Origin of the sequence: Haemophilus haemolyticus (assembly GCF_001008205.1) — a bacterium.
Taxonomy (GTDB): domain Bacteria; phylum Pseudomonadota; class Gammaproteobacteria; order Enterobacterales; family Pasteurellaceae; genus Haemophilus; species Haemophilus haemolyticus_Q.
Genome location: NZ_LCTK01000031.1, coordinates 117,635 through 137,055 on the forward strand (window position 1 = coordinate 117,635; position 19,421 = coordinate 137,055).

At 40.5% G+C, this 19,421-nt stretch carries 14 protein-coding genes; 7 read left to right on the top strand and 7 right to left on the bottom strand.

The window, feature by feature from the left end:
* Window positions 1-68: 68 nt before the first annotated feature.
* A complete protein-coding gene (gene selA, locus AAX18_RS07305; RefSeq protein ID WP_046953413.1) occupies window positions 69-1,454 on the top strand; it encodes an L-seryl-tRNA(Sec) selenium transferase in 1,386 nt (461 codons plus the stop codon).
* Window positions 1,451-3,310, top strand: coding sequence for a selenocysteine-specific translation elongation factor (gene selB / locus AAX18_RS07310; protein ID WP_046953414.1), 1,860 nt, complete (start codon window positions 1,451-1,453; stop codon window positions 3,308-3,310). The genes selA and selB overlap by 4 nt, the downstream gene beginning before the upstream one ends.
* 160 nt (window positions 3,311-3,470) lie before the next feature.
* Here selB and mutS read toward each other — a convergent pair whose 3' ends face one another.
* The 6 genes from mutS to truD all read right to left on the bottom strand — a co-directional run bounded on the left by mutS (window position 3,471) and on the right by truD (window position 10,039).
* On the bottom strand, window positions 3,471-6,056 hold the full coding sequence (gene mutS / locus AAX18_RS07315) for a DNA mismatch repair protein MutS (protein WP_046953415.1): 2,586 nt from the start codon (window positions 6,054-6,056) through the stop codon (window positions 3,471-3,473).
* Between the two features lie 134 nt (window positions 6,057-6,190).
* Window positions 6,191-7,444 carry a murein hydrolase activator NlpD gene (gene nlpD, locus AAX18_RS07320; RefSeq protein ID WP_046953416.1) on the bottom strand — a complete coding sequence of 418 codons (1,254 nt, stop codon included), beginning with the start codon at window positions 7,442-7,444 and terminating at the stop codon, window positions 6,191-6,193.
* Between the two features lie 23 nt (window positions 7,445-7,467).
* Window positions 7,468-7,653 carry a hypothetical protein gene (locus tag AAX18_RS07325; protein WP_005627136.1) on the bottom strand — a complete coding sequence of 62 codons (186 nt, stop codon included), beginning with the start codon at window positions 7,651-7,653 and terminating at the stop codon, window positions 7,468-7,470.
* 8 nt (window positions 7,654-7,661) lie between these two features.
* Window positions 7,662-8,240 (bottom strand): YqaA family protein, encoded by a 579-nt coding sequence (locus AAX18_RS07330; RefSeq protein ID WP_005627138.1) that lies wholly within the window; start codon window positions 8,238-8,240, stop codon window positions 7,662-7,664.
* Between the two features lie 29 nt (window positions 8,241-8,269).
* On the bottom strand, window positions 8,270-9,010 hold the full coding sequence (gene surE / locus AAX18_RS07335) for a 5'/3'-nucleotidase SurE (protein WP_046953417.1): 741 nt from the start codon (window positions 9,008-9,010) through the stop codon (window positions 8,270-8,272).
* A 9-nt stretch (window positions 9,011-9,019) separates the two neighbouring features.
* Window positions 9,020-10,039 carry a tRNA pseudouridine(13) synthase TruD gene (truD, locus tag AAX18_RS07340; RefSeq protein ID WP_046953418.1) on the bottom strand — a complete coding sequence of 340 codons (1,020 nt, stop codon included), beginning with the start codon at window positions 10,037-10,039 and terminating at the stop codon, window positions 9,020-9,022.
* A 108-nt stretch (window positions 10,040-10,147) separates the two neighbouring features.
* On the opposite strand from truD, the gene rraB reads away from it, so the two are divergent.
* From rraB to ppx, 5 genes are all read left to right on the top strand, one after another.
* Window positions 10,148-10,570 (top strand): ribonuclease E inhibitor RraB, encoded by a 423-nt coding sequence (gene rraB, locus AAX18_RS07345; protein ID WP_005627144.1) that lies wholly within the window; start codon window positions 10,148-10,150, stop codon window positions 10,568-10,570.
* Window positions 10,571-10,650: 80 nt separating this feature from the next.
* Complete coding sequence (slyD, locus tag AAX18_RS07350) at window positions 10,651-11,271, top strand: peptidylprolyl isomerase (RefSeq protein ID WP_005627146.1); 621 nt, start codon at window positions 10,651-10,653, stop codon at window positions 11,269-11,271.
* 152 nt (window positions 11,272-11,423) lie between these two features.
* The gene (gene tamA, locus AAX18_RS07355) at window positions 11,424-13,160 is read left to right on the top strand and encodes an autotransporter assembly complex protein TamA (protein ID WP_046953419.1); all 1,737 of its coding nucleotides are present in this window, start codon (window positions 11,424-11,426) and stop codon (window positions 13,158-13,160) included.
* Between the two features lie 9 nt (window positions 13,161-13,169).
* Complete coding sequence (gene tamB / locus AAX18_RS07360) at window positions 13,170-17,066, top strand: autotransporter assembly complex protein TamB (RefSeq protein ID WP_046953420.1); 3,897 nt, start codon at window positions 13,170-13,172, stop codon at window positions 17,064-17,066.
* Between the two features lie 7 nt (window positions 17,067-17,073).
* Entirely contained in the window at window positions 17,074-18,603 is a 1,530-nt protein-coding gene (gene ppx / locus AAX18_RS07365) for an exopolyphosphatase (protein WP_046953421.1), read from the top strand.
* A gap of 63 nt (window positions 18,604-18,666) precedes the next feature.
* Here ppx and AAX18_RS07370 read toward each other — a convergent pair whose 3' ends face one another.
* Entirely contained in the window at window positions 18,667-19,350 is a 684-nt protein-coding gene (locus AAX18_RS07370) for an rRNA large subunit pseudouridine synthase E (RefSeq protein WP_046953422.1), read from the bottom strand.
* Window positions 19,351-19,421: the final 71 nt, after the last annotated feature.

Below are 19,421 nucleotides of genomic sequence, written 5' to 3' on the forward strand. Positions count from 1 at the left end.
GGTTGAAATTGCAGTTACTTTAGCGTAAATTAATCGGCAATTCAACGTTATTTTAAACGGATTCAAAAATGACCGCACTTTTTCAACAACTTCCTTCCGTTGACAAAATTCTCAAAACACCTCAAGGCTTACAACTTATTACCGAATTTGGTCACACTGCTGTCGTGGCAACGTGTCGAGAATTATTAACGCAAGCTCGTCAATTTATTCAAAAAAATAATCAACTTCCTGAATATTTTTCTAATTTTGACCGCACTTTTGTAGAAATTCATTCTCGCCTACAAAAACAAAACCAAGTACAAATCAAAGCGGTGCATAATCTGACTGGTACGGTGTTACACACAAATCTTGGGCGGGCACTTTGGTCTGAAGCAGCACAACAGGCAGCGCTTTCTGCGATGCAAAAAAATGTTTCGCTTGAATATGATTTAGATGAAGGCAAGCGTAGTCATCGCGATAATTACATCAGCGAATTATTATGCAAACTCACAGGTGCTGAAGCAGCCTGTATAGTGAATAACAACGCCGCTGCGGTATTGTTAATTCTGGCGACTTTTGCTCAAGGTAAAGAAGTAATTATTTCTCGTGGCGAATTAATTGAAATCGGCGGTGCATTTCGTATTCCAGATATAATGGAACAAGCTGGATGCCATTTAGTGGAAGTGGGCACCACTAATCGTACTCACCTGAAAGATTATCGTAATGCTATCACTGAAAATACGGCTTTTTTAATGAAAGTGCATAGCAGCAATTATCAAATTTGTGGTTTTACCTCTTCAGTTTCAGAAGAAGAACTCGCAGAACTGGGGAGAGAAATGAATGTACCCGTAGTAACTGATTTAGGCAGCGGCGCATTAGTTGATTTAAGCCAATATGGCTTGCCAAAAGAACCTACCGTGCAAGAAAAAGTCGCACAAGGTGTGGATTTGGTCTCTTTCTCTGGCGATAAATTACTTGGCGGTGTGCAAGCAGGTATTATCGTGGGTAAAAAAGAATGGATCGAACAATTACAAGCACACCCACTCAAGCGTGCATTACGTTGCGATAAAGTCATTTTAGCCGGCTTAGAAGCCACATTACGTTTATATTTAAATCCTGAAAAATTAACTGAAAAGTTACCAATCTTGCGATTACTCACGCAACCATTAGAACAACTCAAAATAAATGCTACGCGTCTCAAAGAGCGGTTAGAATCTCGCTTAAATTCACAATTTGAGATTCAAATTGAAGATAGCCAAGCACAAATCGGTAGCGGCTCACAACCAATGGAAAAAATCCCTTCCGTGGCTGTTACGATTGCAGAAAAAACAAACGCAAAACTTTCCGCACTTTTAGCTCGTTTTAAACAACTTTCTCAACCTATTATTGGGCGAATGGAAAACGGAAAAATGTGGCTAGATTTACGTAGCCTTGTGGATATTGAAACATTATTAAATACATTGGACGAACTATGATTATTGTTACTTCAGGTCACGTTGATCACGGCAAAACAGCATTATTAAAAGCATTAACTGGCACAAGTACCGCGCATTTACCAGAAGAAAAAAAACGCGGAATGACCATTGATTTGGGGTATGCCTATCTACCTTTAGAAAACAAAGTGCTTGGTTTTATTGATGTACCTGGGCACGAGAAATTCTTGTCAAATATGCTGGCAGGCTTAGGTGGAGTGAATTATGCAATGTTAATTGTGGCTTCGGATGAAGGTATTGCAGCGCAAACGAAAGAACATTTAGCAATCTTACGCCAACTTCAATTCCATGAAATTATTGTTGTCATCACAAAAGCAGATCGTACAAATCCAGAGCAAATTGAATCGTTAATCCAAACAATTAAACAAGATTACAGTTTTTTACGCGATGCCAACTATTTCATTACCTCAGCAGAAACGGGGCAAGGAATTAATGAATTACGTCATTACTTAGCTAATCTACCTGAATTATCTGATACCCAGAAACCTTTCCGCTATGCAATAGACCGAGTATTCAGCGTAAAAGGGGCGGGTACCGTCGTGACAGGAACAGCCTTTTCAGGAACAGTGAAAGTTAACGATGAACTTTACCTTTCCTCTGGACAGAAAGTTCGTGTAAAAGCGATTCACGCACAAAATACATCAAGCGAACAAGGTATTGCGGGTCAACGTTTAGCGTTAAATTTAAATGCTGATTTAGACCGCACGCCAATGAAACGAGGCGATTGGTTATTGCAGGATGAACCTCTCTCACCAACAGATCGCATCAGTGTACAAATTTTGGCTGAAATACCATTAAATGAAAGCCAACCTGTGCATATTTATCACGGAGCGAGTCGCACTACGGGTAAGCTCACCTTATTACAGGGAAAAAATGCCGCTAAAAATGACCGCACTTTGGCTGAAATCATATTAGATTCACCATTATTCTTGGCCTTTGGAGACAAACTTATTTTACGCAGTGGCGATACAAAAACCTTAATTGCCGGCGCACGAGTATTGGAAATAAACTCGCCAAAACGTCATAAACGTACTGAAGTGCGGTTAAATTTCCTAGCGAATTTAGCATTGGCAGAGAATGCTTCGCAACGCATTGCACTTACCCTTCTACATAATGCGACAACCGCACGCCAATTAATGTGGACGGAACAACTGACTTCCTTCCAATTAGATAAAGCACTCGCTGAGCGGGACGCCGTACGTTATCAAGATTGGTGTTTTAATACTAATTACGTACAAGAAAAAACGCAGCAAATTTTAACCGTGCTTAATACCTATCACGAGCAACATAATGATCAACTTGGTGTAAGCAAAGCCAGATTATATCGAATGGCAACATTGAATCAGCCAGAAAATCTAATTCATCATTTTATCGATGAAATGCTTGATGATGGTCGATTACAACAAACGCGTGGCTGGATTCATCTACCAGCGCATAAAATTCAGCTTAATACTGAAGAAAAATCACGTTGGACAGATGTATTAAACGAGTTTGAAAAAGCAAACGGTCAAGCTATTTGGGTGCGCGATATGGCAAATGCACTCGCTATTGATGAATCAATTATACGTAATTTTATGTATAAAGCGGGAAAACTGGGTTACCTCACGCCAATCGTAAAAGATAGATTTTTCTTAACTGAAACCATCTATGCTTATGCAAGACTCATCAAACAAATAGCGGAAGAACAAGGTAAAGTATCAGTAAATGAAGTTCGTGATAAATTGAATTTTGGGCGTAAACTTACCGTTCAACTTATGGAATATTTCGACCGAATGGGATTTTTGCGTCGCAAAGGCAATGACCATATTCTACGCGATAAGAATGTTTTTGATTTATGATGTCTAAAGAGCGTTATTACATAGCTTGATAGCAGGATTTAATGCTATATTTATTACAACTAGAAGAATTATCTAATGGAATTTAAGCGAAATAACTCTGTAAAATTTCTTTAAGGAAAGAAAAAGTGCGGTAAAATATTTACCGCACTTTTGTAAGATGTTACCCCACCATTTTCTTTAACTGATACAAATATGCCAAGGCTTGTTTAGGGCTTAAATCATCGGGATCCAGTTTTTCAATAGCTTCTCTTAGTGCATCCGTTTCTTGTTCAAACAATAATTCACCTTGAGTGTGATTGGCTTCACGCAATGCCTGAATTTGCTGATCGGCTGAATGGCCTGATGTTTTTTCTAATTGTGTCAATTTCTGTTTTGCCAGTTTAATAACAGATTGTGGCACGCCTGCCAAAGCCGCTACTGCCAAACCATAACTTTTACTTGCTGCGCCATCTTGTACGGCATGCATAAAGGCGATGGTGTTGTTATGCTCAAGGGCATCTAAATGAATATTGGCGATGCCTTCTAGCTGTTCAGGCAACGCGGTTAATTCAAAATAATGGGTGGCAAATAATGTAAGTGAGCGGATTTTTTTGGCTAACCATTCTGCACAAGCCCAAGCTAAGGATAAGCCATCATAAGTGGATGTGCCGCGACCGATTTCATCAATAAGCACGAGACTTTGCGCAGTGGCTTGATGAAGAATATTTGCCATTTCAGTCATTTCCACCATAAAGGTTGAACGCCCTGAAGCTAAATCATCAGACGCACCAATTCGAGTGAAAATACGATCAATCGGTCCTATTCGCGCGCTGTCTGCCGGCACAAAGCTGCCGATATACGCCAGCAATGTAATTAATGCGGTTTGGCGCATATAAGTACTTTTACCGCCCATATTTGGCCCGGTGATAACTAATAAATGACGATTATGATTGAGTTCCACTGGGTTGGCGATAAAAGGATCTTTCAACACTTGTTCCACGACAGGATGACGACCATTTTCAATTTTCACACTTACTTCATCACAGAATGTTGGCATCACGTAATTGAGGGTATCAGCGCGCTCGGCGAGATTGACCAATACATCTAATTCAGAAAGTGCGAGGCTCGCCAGTTGTAATGAACCTAAGTGCGGTAATAATAAATCAAACAATTCATCGTAAAGTTGCTTTTCTAATGCTAACGCTGCGCCTTTTGATTTCAGCACTTTGTCTTCATATTCTTTGAGTTCAGGAATGATGTAACGCTCTGCGTTTTTCAGGGTTTGACGACGAACATAATGAATGGGTGCTTTATGCGCTTGGCCTTGGCTAATTTGAATGTAATAACCATGCACTGCATTAAAACCTATTTTTAAAGTATCAATACCTGTGCTTTCACGTTCACGTTTTTCTAAGTTTTCCAAATATTGAGTTGCACCATCAGACAGCATACGCCATTCGTCCAACTCGGCATGGTAACCTTCAGCAATCACGCCACCATCCCGAATTAAAAGCGGGGGCGTTTCAATCAATGCACGTTGCAATAAATCACATTGCTCGCTGAAATCGGCAATTTGGCTGAAAAGTGCGGTTAAAAATGGCGGTGTTTTTTGTTGAACAATCGTGCGTAATTCTGGAATTTGTTCTAACGCCGTGCGCAAACGAGTGAGATCGCGTGGACGAGCTGAACGTAGCGCAACACGCGCTAAAATACGCTCCATATCACCGACTAATTGCAAATAAGGCTGAAGTTCATCAACCAAATCAAAATTCAGAATTTCCGCAATCGCTTGTTGGCGTTGTTTTAATTTTTCCACATCACGAATAGGCTGATGAATCCAACGTTTCAATAAGCGACTGCCCATTGGCGTGACGCATTTATCCAATACAGACGCTAGCGTATTTTCTGTGCCACCCGCAAGGTTTTGCGTCAATTCAAGATTTCTGCGCGTGGCGGCATCTAACTGAATGCAGTCTTGATTTTGAATCAAACTAATGCTTTGAATATGTGGCAATGCGGTACGTTGGGTTTCTTTTGCATATTGCAATAAACAACCTGCCGCACTTAAGCCTAGAGGGGATTTTTCCACACTAAAGGCGCGTAAATCTTTTGTGCCAAATTGTCGATTTAGTAAAGTAATGGCAGTGCTAAGTTCAAACTCCCAAATCGGGCGACGACGTAATCCCTTGCAATGTTCTATGGCTGCCATTTCGTTAAATTCTTCACAATACAGCAATTCTACGGGGGCAATACGTTGCAATTCAGCACGCAATGTTTCTTTATCCGTAGGTTCGCAAAGCTGAAAACGGCCAGAGGTCATATCTAAAGTGGCTAATCCAAATTTTTCTTTTTCTTGATATACCGCCGCAATCAGATTGTCTTGGCGTTCAGGCAAAAGTGCCTCATCACTCACCGTACCAGGTGTAACAATTCGCACAATTTGACGCTCCACTGGCCCTTTGCTTGTGGCAGGATCACCAATTTGTTCGCAAATAGCCACAGGCTCGCCCAACTGAACCAATTTTGCTAAATAACCTTCCACCGCATGATAAGGCACGCCCGCCATTGGAATTGGTTGCCCAGCAGATTGACCTCGTTTCGTCAAAGAAATATCCAACAATGCCGCTGCTTTTTTCGCGTCGTCATAAAACAACTCGTAAAAATCCCCCATGCGATAAAACAACAAAATATCTGGATTCTCTGCTTTGAGTTTTAGATATTGTTGCATCATTGGCGTATGTTGTTGGAAACTTTCTTCGAAAATCATCTAATTACCTGCTTTGAAACTGAATAAAGATAGGTTTTGTGGCGGCTATTTTAGGTGCCGAAAGGGGAAAAAGCTAGATAAAAAAGAGCGGTGAAAATTTGTTGAGATTTTTCACCGCTCTTTTTAGAGGAAGATTAACGTCTTGGGAGGTAACGTGCTGGATCCACTGATTTGCCTTTGTAGCGAATTTCAAAGTGGAGTTTCACAGTATTTGTACCAGAGCTACCCATTTTTGCGATTTCTTGACCAGCTTTGACTTCTTGTTGATCGGTTACAAGAATTTTGTCGTTATGCGCATAAGCACTTAAGAAATCATCATTATGTTTGATGATGATTAAATTACCGTAACCACGTAAAGCATTGCCAGCATACACGACGCGACCTGATGCAGCCGCTTTAACAGCTTGTCCACGAGAACCACTAATATCAATCCCTTTATTTCCGCCATCAGTATTGGAGAAACCTTGAATGATATTACCTGAAGTCGGCCATTGCCATGCAACATTTGATGCGATTGGCGCAACAACATTGGCATTAATCGGTGTATTGGTGTTCTCTACTGGTGTTGTTGGTACTGATGGTGTTGTCGCAGGGATAACAGGAGTTGTCGCGACTGGTACCATTGCTGGTGCGCCATTTGCTACACCTGCGCCAGATTTAATTGGGCCAATGATTGTGCCATCAGATCCCATTTGCGTACCATTTGCACCTGGCGTATAGGTGATAGCAGGTTCTGCTGGCGCTGTCGGTGCAGCTGCAGTAGTTGTTGCTGTTGCTGCTGGAGGTTGTTTTACTGGAACCGTTGTTGTCACTGTTTTTGTACCACAATTAGAGATTTTTAAAGTTTGTCCTAGGCTCAAACTATAAGGCTCAGTCATGTTGTTCAATGCTGCTAATTCTTTTACATCAATCCCCGCCAAGTAAGCGATTAAGAACATCGTATCGCCTTTGTTTACTTTATAGGTATTGCCTTTGTAAGAGCCTTTTTCAATTTGGCTATAATCTGGTGCATTGGTATTTGGGTTGCGTGGAACATTAATATGTTGCGAACCTACGCAATCAGAAACCGTTTTAGTGATTGTTTTTGTTTGCACAGCTGGAGCTGGAGCTGGAGCTGGTGTTGGCGCTGCTGGCATGGCAGGCTGTTGATAGGTTGGTTGGAAATTTGGCTGTGGCGTTTGCACGCCTGTTGGTACACCACCCATCGCTGGTACTGTGTTTTTTTGAATTTCAGGTTGCCAAGAACCGCCCGTGCTCTCGCCATTTACAGGTTGCATAATACCAGGTGAAAGCGTGTTATCTGCATTGGTAATTGGCGCAGGAGAATTAGAGGTACAAGCCGATAATACAACAAGACTCAAAGGGAGTAAGAGAAACGATTTTTTCATAGTAATTCCTTATTGTTCCTTTATTATTTCGTTTGTGCTGGCATTGTATTTTTTTGAATTTCTGGCATAAAGCTACCGCCAGCAACAGCGCCGGTACCTTCTACTGGTTGCATGATGCCGTTTGGCAACGCATCTGGATCTTTAACTGGTTCTGATGTACATCCAACTAATACGAATCCAGCCATTAAAATAAGACCTAATTTATTCATTTTTTATCCTAGTTTTTCAATATAAAGTAAGCAATGACAGCCAGCACAACGACTGACCAACCTATAATTTCAATAGATTTTCGCAATTTTGCTGCGAATTTTTCACCGCCCCATGCGGCTAATTTTGCCACCAGCAAGAAACGCGCTAAACGTGAAACAAATGCGGTGATGGCAAAAGGGAAAAATGCCATTTGCATTACCCCAGAGCAGAGAGTAAACACCTTGTAAGGAATTGGGCTAAAACCTGCCACAAATACAACTAATACGCCCCATTGCTCAAACCAATTTATGGCTTTTTCCCAATGAGCACCATACCCCCATTGTTGTACAATGTTTTCCACCCAGTCCGTTGCATAATAACCAATTGCGTAACCGATAACCCCACCGATGACAGAAGCAATTGCCGTATAAAATGCAAATTTTACCGCACTTTTTGGCTTTGACATTGACATTGGGATCAACATTACATCAGGTGGAATAGGAAAAAATATCGCCTCGATAAAACTAACAAAAGAGAGCCAAAAAGTCGCAAAGCGATGCGTTGACCATTGCATAGTTTTATCGTACATCGTACCGAAAATTTTCATATTTCTTCTCTATTTGGTAAAACGCGCCATTATTCCTGCTCTAACCAATCTTGTAAAGCCGAAAGTGAATGATGTGCAGTAAGATCAGCCTGAATTGGCGTGATAGACACATAACCATTTTTCACCGCATGGAAATCTGTTCCCTCGCTTTCATCTTCGGGTAATGCTGAAGGGCCAATCCAATAAATGGTTTCATCACGAGGATCTCTTTGTTTAATGACTTCTGCAGACGAAGCACGGTAACCCAAGCGACATACCTTGTAACCCTTTAATTCTTCAAAAGGCAAATCCGGCACATTGATATTAATAATTTCACGAGGATTTAATAATTGATGATGTAATTTTGGAATGAGATCACACACCACTCGCGCTGCTGTTTCATAATGTTGACGACCATCTAACGAAACTGCAATAGCAGGTAACCCTAAATGGCGACCTTCAAGGGCTGCGGCTAATGTGCCAGAATAAATCGTATCATCGCCCATATTGCAACCTGCATTAATGCCCGATACCACTAAATCCACTTGGCCAGATAAAAATCCATTTAACGCTAAATGTACACAATCTGCTGGTGTACCATTCACACAATAATCGCCACTGTCTAAATGACGTGGGCGCAGTGGCTCCACTAATGTGAGTGAACTTGATGCTGCACTTCGATTACGATCGGGTGCAACAACAATGACTTCTGCAATTTTTTTTAATTCTGTTGCTAAAACTTGAATGCCTTCCGCGTGAAAACCGTCATCATTACTGACTAAAATTCGCATTGTACTTCCTTATGCTTCTGTATAATTTACTAACTCACGAACCAATGCCGTGGCATAACTGCCTGCTGGTAAATAAAATTTCAAACGCAAGCCTTCTGGCTCAAATGCCCAAGAAAACGCTTTTACTTTCATTAATAATGGACGACGTGCGGCCTTCATTCTCTCTTGTTTCATTAAAGGATCGAAAACTGAATGTTGATTTACGATTTCATTTTCAATATCGCTTGCGGCCAACACATCTTCGCCAATTAAAGGGGCGGTGAGTAAAATATCTTGATTTTCTAACCGCACTTGCAAGGCATTTAAGTCTTCTTTTTCGTCCGCTTTGAACCAACTGTGCGAACCGGCTAATTGCACAATATCGTTTGGTAAAACTTGATTTGTTGCACCCTTTGCAATACGCGCAGCCACAACGAGATTAAAAATCTCACTGCGCGCGGCAGAAAGATAAAAACTGCGTTTTTTTCGATCTTTTACCTTGATTTCCCCTTGAGCCCAACGCAATGCTTGCGTGAGGTTATGGCCATCTCGACCAAAACGTTGTTCCGTAAAATAATTGGGGAAACCAAAATTTGCCACAAAATCTAACCGCGCTTTAAGCTCATCAGATTCTTCTGCACCGCGTAATAAAATATCGAAATAATTTCCCTCAAGGCTACCCGTGCGAATTTTTCGGTTGTGTCGAGTAACCGTTAAAATCTCTACGCCATCTAATTCAAATTGACTGAAATCGGGCGTTTCCATTCCTGGCATTTGTAAACAAAACCATTGTTCTGTCACCGCTCGACGATCTTTCAACCCCGCATATCCCATATTGCGTTCAGAAACACCTGCAAATTTAGCTAATTTTTCGCCAACAAATAAGGTGTTGCAATCTGTTTTGCGTACATACAACGCAACAAACTCACCTTCGTCTGACATTTCATAGCCTAAATGCTCTCTTACAATAAAATCCGCACATTCAGCCTTTAAAAGTGCGGTGGTTTTTGGCGGAGTTTTTAATGCCAAATAAGGGAGTTGTTCGAGCATGATTAAGGGTTCTTTTTTATAGAAAATAATTGCGCGAAATTTTATGCGACTTTTGGTGATTTATCCACTAAAATAACCGCACTTTTGTTCTTGTTGAAGGATTTTATTATGTCAAAATTGGCTGAATTACAAGCAGAAACCCGTGAAATTATCACTGATTTACTTAACGATGGTAGTGACCCGGATGCGCTTTATATTATTGAGCATCATATTGCTCATCACGATTTTGATTTGTTAGAAAAAATCGCCGTAGATGCGTTTAAAGCCGGTTATGAAGTTTCCGAAGCGGAAGAATTTGAAGATGATGATGGCAACCCCATCTTCTGTTTTGACATTATCAGTGAAGTAGAATTAAAAGCGGAAATTATTGATGCGCAACAAAAAGAAATCCTTCCGTTATTAGAAAAACATAAAGGCATTTATGATGGCTGGGGCACCTATTTTGAAGATCCGAATGCCGATGACGATGAATACGGTGACGATGGGGAATTTTTTGATGATGAGGATGTCGAAGAGCCTCGTGTGCATTAATTCGTAAAGCCTTGCGCGCGGAATAATTTTCGCTACAATGGTACGACTTTTTTTAACCGATTTTTTATAAGGAAAACATAATGAAAGTAGCAAAAAATGTAGTGGTGAGCATTGCTTACCAAGTTCGCACACAAGATGGCGTATTGGTAGATGAAGCTCCAGCGAATCAACCACTAGAATATTTACAAGGCCACAATAATTTAGTGATCGGTCTTGAAAAAGCGCTTGAAGGCAAAGAAGTAGGCGACAAATTTGAAGTGCGTGTACAACCTGAAGAAGGTTACGGTGCGTACAGCGAAAATATGGTTCAACGTGTACCAAAAGATGTATTCCAAGGTGTTGATGAGCTTGAAGTCGGCATGCGTTTCTTAGCTGATACTGACATTGGTCCAGTTCCAGTGGTAATTACTGAAATCGATGGCGATGAAGTTGTCGTTGATGGAAATCACATGTTAGCGGGGCAAGAATTACACTTCACCGTTGAAGTTGTCGCAGCGCGTGAAGCAACGTTAGAAGAAATTGCACACGGCCACGTTCACGGTGCGCATAGCCACCACCACGATGATGACGAAGAAGGTCACGGTTGTGGCTGTGGCAGTCATCACCACCATCACGACCATGATCACGAGCACAGCGGATGCTGCGGCGGTGGTCACGGGCACGGACATGGTCACGGCAGCTGTGGCTGCGGCGGTCATTAATTAAAAACAGCCGAAAACATTACCGTACTTTAGTAATGAAGTGCGGTATTTTTTTATGAAAAAACCGACAAAATGCGCTGAAAATATTGGATCCTAACGAACTTCTCGGTAGACTATAGCGCAATTTACTTAAAAAATTTTAGCCCCTTAAAATGAAGAAAAAATCTCTAAAACTCACCGCACTTTTTTTAGCATTAAGTTGCTTTCCCGCATTTGCTGAACAAACCGTTGATATTGAAGTTCAAGGCATCCGTGGTTTCCGTGCTGTTCGTAATACGGATCTCAATGTTCATCTGATTAACAAAGAAGAAATGGATGGGTCTGAACGCTATCAACATTTAGTCACTCAAGCTGTGGATCGTGGTTTGCGTGTGTTTGGTTATTATGAATCTTCCGTGCGTTTTGAACGAAAACAGCGTCAAGGCAAACGTGATTTATTGATTGCTCATGTTACACCTGGCGAGCCAACAAAAATTGCGGGCACTGATGTGCAAATTGAAGGGGAAGCCGCACAAGATGAAAATTTTGATGCGTTACGTAAAAACTTGCCGAAAGAAGGTGTTTTGGTTGAACACCAAACTTACGATGATTACAAAACAGCGATCTCACGTTTAGCATTAAATCGTGGATATTTTGATGGGGAATTTAAAATTTCACGTTTAGAAATTAGCCCAGAAACCCATCAAGCATGGTGGCGAATGTTATTTGATAGTGGCGTTCGTTATCATTATGGCAATATTACTTTTAGCCATTCACAAATTCGTGATGATTACTTAAATAATATTCTTAACATCAAACCTGGTGATCCGTATTTAATGAATAACTTATCGGATTTAACCAGCGATTTTTCATCTTCAAATTGGTTTAGCTCAGTATTAGTTCAACCTAATGTTAATCATAAAAGCAAAACTGTAGATGTGGAGATTATTCTTTATCCACGTAAAAAAAATGCGATGGAACTAGGCGTAGGCTTTGCAACTGATGGTGGCGTGCACACTCAAATTGGTTGGACAAAACCGTGGATTAATAGCCGTGGACATAGTTTCCGTACCAATCTTTATCTCTCAGCACCAAAACAAACTTTAGAGGCAACTTATCGAATGCCACTGCTAAAAAATCCGTTAAATTACTACTACGATTTTTCTGTTGGTTGGGAAGGTGAAAAAAAGAATGATACCAATACGAGAGCGCTTACGTTGTCCGCATTACGTTATTGGAACAACGCGCATGGCTGGCAATATTTTGGCGGACTTCGTGCGCGATACGATAGTTTTACACAAGACGATATAACCGATAAAACATTCCTTCTTTATCCAACTGTTGGATTTACTCGTACCCGATTACGAGGCGGTTCTTTTGCAACTTGGGGCGATGTACAAAAAATTACCTTTGATTTAAGCAACCGAACTTGGCTATCAGAATCTTCTTTTATAAAAGTGCAAGCTTCGAGCGCATGGATTCGTACTTATGCAGAAAATCACCGTATCGTTGCTCGTGCTGAAGTTGGGTATTTACATACAAAGGATATTGAAAAAATTCCGCCCGCACTTCGTTTCTTTGCTGGTGGCGATCGCAGTGTACGCGGTTACGGCTATAAAAAAATTGCGCCTAAAAATAAAAACGGAAAATTGGTTGGTGGCTCACGATTACTTGCGGGTTCTTTAGAATATCAATATCAAGTTTATCCGAATTGGTGGGCGGCAACCTTCGCAGATAGTGGCTTAGCAGCCAATGATTACACCACTAAAGAATTACGTTATGGCGCAGGCGTTGGTGTCCGTTGGGCATCACCAGTGGGCGCAATTAAATTTGATATTGCCACCCCGATTCGTGATAAAGATAACAGCAAAAATATTCAATTTTATATCGGACTTGGTACAGAAATTTAAGGTGAATTTATGACAGAACAAAAACAACCATCAGAAACTTCACCAAAATCACCTGAGCAGCCTAATAAAAAACACTGGGTACGCAAGGCTGTTTGTATCGGAAGTGCGGTCATTTTGGTGCCTATTTTAGGTGTTGCTGGGGCACTTTCTTTCGATGCGGGGCAAAGAGGTTTAATTCAACTTGCTGATAAAATGCTTGATAGTTTTTCTGTTGAGCAAATTGAAGGCGGATTACAAAATGGCTTAGTGCTTAATAATGTTCGTTATCAAACCGCTGGGATTGATACTCATATTGCACAAGCACGTTTACAGCTTGATTTCGGTTGTTTGCTTTCACGTGAGGTTTGTTTACGTGATTTCACCTTAAATAAACCGACGATTGCGATTAATACAGCATTACTGCCTCCATCAACGCCTGATGATTCAAAATCTGGCCCGATGAAACGCATTTCCTTGCCAATTGGTATCAATGCAGAAAATTTGGCAGTGCAAGATTTATCTGTAAATATTGATCAGACTAATCTTACACTCAGTCATTTTAAAAGTGCGGTAAGTTTAAATAATGAAAAAGGCTTAACTCTTGCGCCGACTGAAATTAACGATATTTCAGTTATTTCAAAAAAATTGCCTGAAGTTAAATCAGAGCCGCAAGCAGAACAACCGAATAAGCCTGTAGATTGGGATACGATTGAGCAATCTTTAACGCCTGCTTTTTTAGGAAATGTATCAGAAATAATTCTTCCTTTTGATTTACACATCCCCGCGATTAAAGGCAAAAACTGGCATTATCAAGCGGTGAATGAAAAAGGTGAAACACTTCAATCTATTGAAATCCCAAGCCTGATTGCACAGGCGGATACCGTTGATAACCAACTGCAATTACAAAAATTAGCGGTAGAAAGTTCGTTGGGTAATCTTTATTCACAGGGTAAATTACAACTTGATGGCGATATGCCACTAGACTTAACTTTAAAATCCCATTTGGAGCCGTTGAAATCCGATGGAAAAGAAATTCTATCAGCGAGTGATGTTGATCTTACGCTTTCGGGATCATTGAAAAAATCCACCGCACTTTCTTTAAAAATAAAAGGCGTATTAGATGCTGAACTGAATGGCGAAGTGCAATTAGCACAAGACAAAATGCCCTTAAACCTCACATTAAATGTGGCAAAAGGACAATACGCTTTTGTAAACACAATGGCACCACTCAAAATTAATGATGTGACACTTAAGCTCACAGGGGATTTACTGAATTATCACGCTGAGCTTAAGGGTGGCGTAGATGGAATGGATTATATTCCCGCATCTAAAGTGGACTTTAATGCCGACGGCAAACTTTATGAAGTAACCGTCAATAAATTTGGGATAGCTTCGTTAGATGGTAAAAGTGAATTTGTTGGGACTGCAAACTGGAAAGAGGGTGCAAACTGGGATATACAAGCCGATTTAGAAAAAATGAATATCGGTTTTTATGTACCTGTCATGCCTGCAACACTATCTGGCAAATTGCATTCACGTGGTTTTGCAGGTTCTCAAGGTTGGCAAGTGGAAGTGCCAGTGGCCGATTTAAATGGAACACTGTCTTCAAACCCCATCAGTTTAAAAGGCTCCGCAACACTTAATCAAAATGTACTTCTAACAGTACCTGATTTACAGGTTAGATATGGTGAAAATCATCTTAACGCAAGAGGGGTATTAGATGACCATTCTGATTTTGTATTAGATGTCGATGCACCGAATTTGCGTGGTTTATGGTCAGATTTAAGTGGCAATGTGAAAGGGCATGCGGCTATTTCTGGTCAGTTCACCAGTCCAAATCTTGATCTTGACTTAACCTCGTCTAATTTACACTTGCAAGGTTTCCAGTTATCTAAAGCGAGCGCGAAAGGGAATATCAAAAGCGATCCTTTAGCTAAAGGACAATTCAATATTAAGGCAGAGCAACTTCATTATGGTGAAAGTGTTAAACTCCGTTTACTTGATCTCGCCTTATCTGGCGATGAACAAAATCATCTGTTAACGCTAAAATCCCAAGGTGAGCCTGTTGCTGCAAATTTACAAATTAACGGACATTTTGACCGCATTTTGGAACAGTGGAAAGGCACACTTTCCCAAGCAAAATTTGATACACCTATTGGCGATGTAAAATCTAACCAAGCTATTGCGGTGTCTTACGATAATAAACAAGCGCAAGCCAATATTGCCGCACATTGCTGGCAAAACACAGATGTAGAATTATGTTTCCCCCAAGCATTTAATGTGGGCAAGCAAGGGAATATTCCTTTCCAATTTAAACGTGTTAATTTGGATTTAGTGAATAAACTTATCGAACAAGATAGCCTCAAAGGAAACTTGCAAGCGCAAGGTAACGTTGCTTGGTTTACGGATAAACCATTCCAATTTACCGCCAAAGTAGATGGCAATCACTTAGCTTTCTCTCAAAAATTGGATTACCGTACGTTTAAATTGGATATTCCAAAATTAACCCTTAACGCCGACATTCAAAATAACAATTTGGTTTTAAAAACAGACATTAATGTGCATAACCAAGGCAGGATTGTAGGTGATATTCATTTAAATGATCTGGCTAAAAATCGTCAACTTGGCGGAACTCTTGCGATAGAGCGACTAAACTTGTCGATCGCAAATCAGCTACTTACTAGCGGTGAATCTGTTAATGGTGAGGTAGTCTCGAAGTTGAGTTTTGGCGGGAATTTAGAGAAACCATTATTAAATGGAAACTTCAATATTCGCAATATTCGTACCAAATTAAAATCTATGCCAGTCAATATTACTGATGGTGATATTGCCGTACATTTCCACGGTAATAATTCCACCTTACAGGGAAAAATTGAAACTATCGATAGTCGTTTGAATTTAACCGGCCGAGCAAACTGGGCTAATATTGAACATTGGACAACAGAATTAAATGCTCAGGCAAATAATTTCAACGTGGATATTCCTTCTATGGCGAAACTACGTTTCAGTCCAAATATCACAGTAAAAGCGAATCCTAAAGAATTGAATTTAAGCGGAACGGTGGATATTCCTTGGGCGCGAATTAGAATTGATAGCTTACCAGATACTGCTGAGCCAGTGAGCGAAGATGAAGTTATTTTAAATGGCCCTCATAAGAGCAAAGAAGAACTGATTAAACGTGAATTTGCGGCAAAAACAAAATCAGGAATGGATATTCGCTCTGATTTACGTATCAATATTGGTAAAGACGTTAGCCTTGATGCCTATGGCTTGAAAACCAATCTTGACGGTTTACTTTCTGTCAAACAAGACAAAGGTAATTTAGGTTTATTTGGTCAGATTAATTTAACTAAAGGTCGCTATGCTTCTTTCGGACAGGATTTACTGATTCGTAAAGGGCTTATTAGTTTTTCTGGCCAAGCGACACAACCTACGTTGAATATTGAGGCTATTCGTAATCCTGAAGCAATGGAAGACAGCAAAATTACTGCTGGAGTGAGAGTGATTGGCATAGCCGATAGCCCAGAAGTCACTATTTTCAGTGAACCAAGCAAACCACAAGATCAAGCACTTTCCTATTTGTTAACGGGTCGTTCATTAGAAAATAGTGGTGAGGCTGGATCTAGTGGATCCGTGGGGGCTGCATTACTTGGTCTAGGGCTTTCAAAGAGCGGTAAATTAGTGGGAAGTATTGGCGAGGCTTTTGGTATCCAAGATTTAAACCTTGGCACATCGGGTGTGGGTGATAAATCCAAATTGACCGTCAGCGGAAACCTCACCAACCGCTTACAAATAAAATATGGTGTAGGCTTATTTGATGGCTTGGCAGAAGTAACTTTACGTTACCGCTTAATGCCACAACTTTATTTTCAATCCGTTTCTAGTACAAACCAGGTGTTTGACTTACTTTATCAATTTGAATTTTAGGAATTTTATGAATCACCCTATTTTAGAACCCCAGCACCGCAGCGATGTACGTGAAATCGCGGCGATTGATCTCGGGTCAAACAGCTTCCACATGATTGTGGCGCGTATTGTGAACGGCTCAATCCAAGTACTTTCTCGCTTAAAACAAAAAGTTAAACTCGCGGAAGGCTTAGATGAAAATGCAGTGCTTAATCAAGAGGCCATCACGCGTGGTGTAAATTGCTTAGCCTTATTTGCCGAACGTTTACAAGGATTTCCTGTTGAAAATGTCAATGTAGTTGGTACTTATACGTTACGAAGAGCGGTGAATAATGATGAATTTTTACGTCAAGCAGCCAAAGTTTTCCCCTATCCCATTAATATTATTAGTGGGCAAACTGAAGCTAAAACCATCTACGCAGGCGTATGCCATACGCAACCAGAAAAAGGTCGTAAGCTCGTTGTGGATATTGGTGGTGGCTCGACAGAAATGATTATCGGCGATGATTTCACGCCACTTGTGGCTGAAAGCCGCCACATGGGGTGTGTAAGTTTTGCGACTCAATTTTTTACCGACGGCGTCATTTCCTCAGAAAACTTTCAACGAGCACGCCAAAGTGCGGTAAATAAAATCGAAGATTTAGGCTTCGAATATCGCAAATTAGGTTGGCAATCTGTGCTCGGCTCATCGGGGACGATTAAAACTGTGGCGCAAGTCATTGCGACTAATCTTGATCCAAATGGAACCATTACAGCCGAGCGATTAAATGCGCTAATTGAACAAACACTACAAGCCAAGCATTTTACCGAGCTAAATATTAACGGTTTAAACCAAGACCGCGTGGATGTTTTTGTACCCGGTTTAGCGATTTTAAGTGCAGTGTTTGAAGTTTTTCATATTCAACAAATGCGTTATTCTGACGGCGCATTGCGCGAAGGCGTTATTTATAGCCTAGAAAAAAACTTCCAAGTTGCAGATATTCGAGCGCGCACAGCTTGGGGGTTAAGCGAGCAATTCAATATTGACCAAGCCCAAGCTCACCGAGTTGCAGATAGTGCTAATTTACTCAGTGCACAATATAAAGATTGGCAATCGACAGAGTTTATTGAAGAAATGCGTGAAATCCTACTTTGGGCAGCGCGCTTGCATGAAGTTGGCATTGTGATTAATCACAAAGGTTTACAAAAACATTCGGCGTATATCTTACAAAATATGGAATTACCTGGGTTTGATCGTGAACAGCAACGTTTACTTACCGCACTAGTGCGTTGGCATATTGGCACGCTTAAACCTGCTGAATTTTTTAAATTTGCACGTTATAGCGAGCAAGATGTGATGGCTTTAATGCGATTGCTTCGTCTTGCAGTTATTCTCAATAAATCCCGTCAAGCAACAGAAACTGCAAAAAATTTCACCCTTGAAATGCACCGCACTTTGAATGATTGGACATTGAATTTTGAAAGCGGATACTTAGACCGTAACCCATTAATTTGGAATGAATTGCGAGCTGAAAGTAATTTTCAGAAAGAGTTTGAAAGCAGTTTAGTTTTTTATTAATTATCTTTCTGCTCAATATTTATGGGAGAAAAATTTAGGGCAAGTTAAATACTTGCCCTATCTTTATAATTTGACGGTCTGAAATAATGCTTTTATTTCATCCAATGATAATAATCTAAATGAGCCATTTTCTAATCCATTAATAGATAATGAGCCCATACTCACTCTCACTAATCGTAAAGTGGGAAAACCAATATGCGCAGTCATTCTTCGCACTTGGCGGTTGCGCCCTTCACTAATCTTAATTTCTAACCAGCTTGTGGGAATATTTTTCCGTTCTCGGATAGGTGGATTGCGTTCCCATAAATTGGGCTCTGAAATTAACCGCACTTTAGCGGGTTTTGTCATGCCATCTTTGATTTCTACACCTTTTCTGAGTTGTGCTAAATCGGTCTCTTCAGGGATGCCTTCCACTTGCACACAATAGGTTTTTTCTGTTTTAAATTTGGGATCGGCCAAACGATGTTGTAATTCGCCATTATTGGTTAAAATCAGTAATCCTTCACTGTCTCTATCTAATCGACCTGCCGCATAAACATTTGGAATTGAGATAAAATCTTTTAAGGTTGCGCGTCCTTGTTCGTCGGTAAATTGCGTGAGCACATCAAAAGGTTTATTGAATAATACAACTTTGGTTTCATCCAACGACAGCGTTTTAGGTTTTGATTTAGGCTTAAAAGTGTGGTGAAAATTAACCGCACTTTTTCCTTTAGACGGCAATTTTCCTGCCGAAAAATTTTTCTTCATTGAATTGGATTTCTATTTTGAAAGACTTGCAACATCATAGCAAAACTTCAAGCTGTAGTAATGATGATTAC

Coding starts and splice junctions, on each gene's coding strand:
- selA (WP_046953413.1), top strand. CDS start 69: ATGACCGCACTTTTTCAACAACTTCCTTCCGTTGACAAAATTCTCAAA.
- AAX18_RS07325 (WP_005627136.1), bottom strand. CDS start 7,653: ATGAATAAATTAGGTCTTATTTTAATGGCTGGATTCGTATTAGTTGGA.
- rraB (WP_005627144.1), top strand. CDS start 10,148: ATGTCAAAATTGGCTGAATTACAAGCAGAAACCCGTGAAATTATCACT.
- slyD (WP_005627146.1), top strand. CDS start 10,651: ATGAAAGTAGCAAAAAATGTAGTGGTGAGCATTGCTTACCAAGTTCGC.
- tamA (WP_046953419.1), top strand. CDS start 11,424: ATGAAGAAAAAATCTCTAAAACTCACCGCACTTTTTTTAGCATTAAGT.
- truD (WP_046953418.1), bottom strand. CDS start 10,039: ATGCTCGAACAACTCCCTTATTTGGCATTAAAAACTCCGCCAAAAACC.
- surE (WP_046953417.1), bottom strand. CDS start 9,010: ATGCGAATTTTAGTCAGTAATGATGACGGTTTTCACGCGGAAGGCATT.
- AAX18_RS07370 (WP_046953422.1), bottom strand. CDS start 19,350: ATGAAGAAAAATTTTTCGGCAGGAAAATTGCCGTCTAAAGGAAAAAGT.
- nlpD (WP_046953416.1), bottom strand. CDS start 7,444: ATGAAAAAATCGTTTCTCTTACTCCCTTTGAGTCTTGTTGTATTATCG.
- selB (WP_046953414.1), top strand. CDS start 1,451: ATGATTATTGTTACTTCAGGTCACGTTGATCACGGCAAAACAGCATTA.
- ppx (WP_046953421.1), top strand. CDS start 17,074: ATGAATCACCCTATTTTAGAACCCCAGCACCGCAGCGATGTACGTGAA.
- AAX18_RS07330 (WP_005627138.1), bottom strand. CDS start 8,240: ATGAAAATTTTCGGTACGATGTACGATAAAACTATGCAATGGTCAACG.
- mutS (WP_046953415.1), bottom strand. CDS start 6,056: ATGATTTTCGAAGAAAGTTTCCAACAACATACGCCAATGATGCAACAA.
- tamB (WP_046953420.1), top strand. CDS start 13,170: ATGACAGAACAAAAACAACCATCAGAAACTTCACCAAAATCACCTGAG.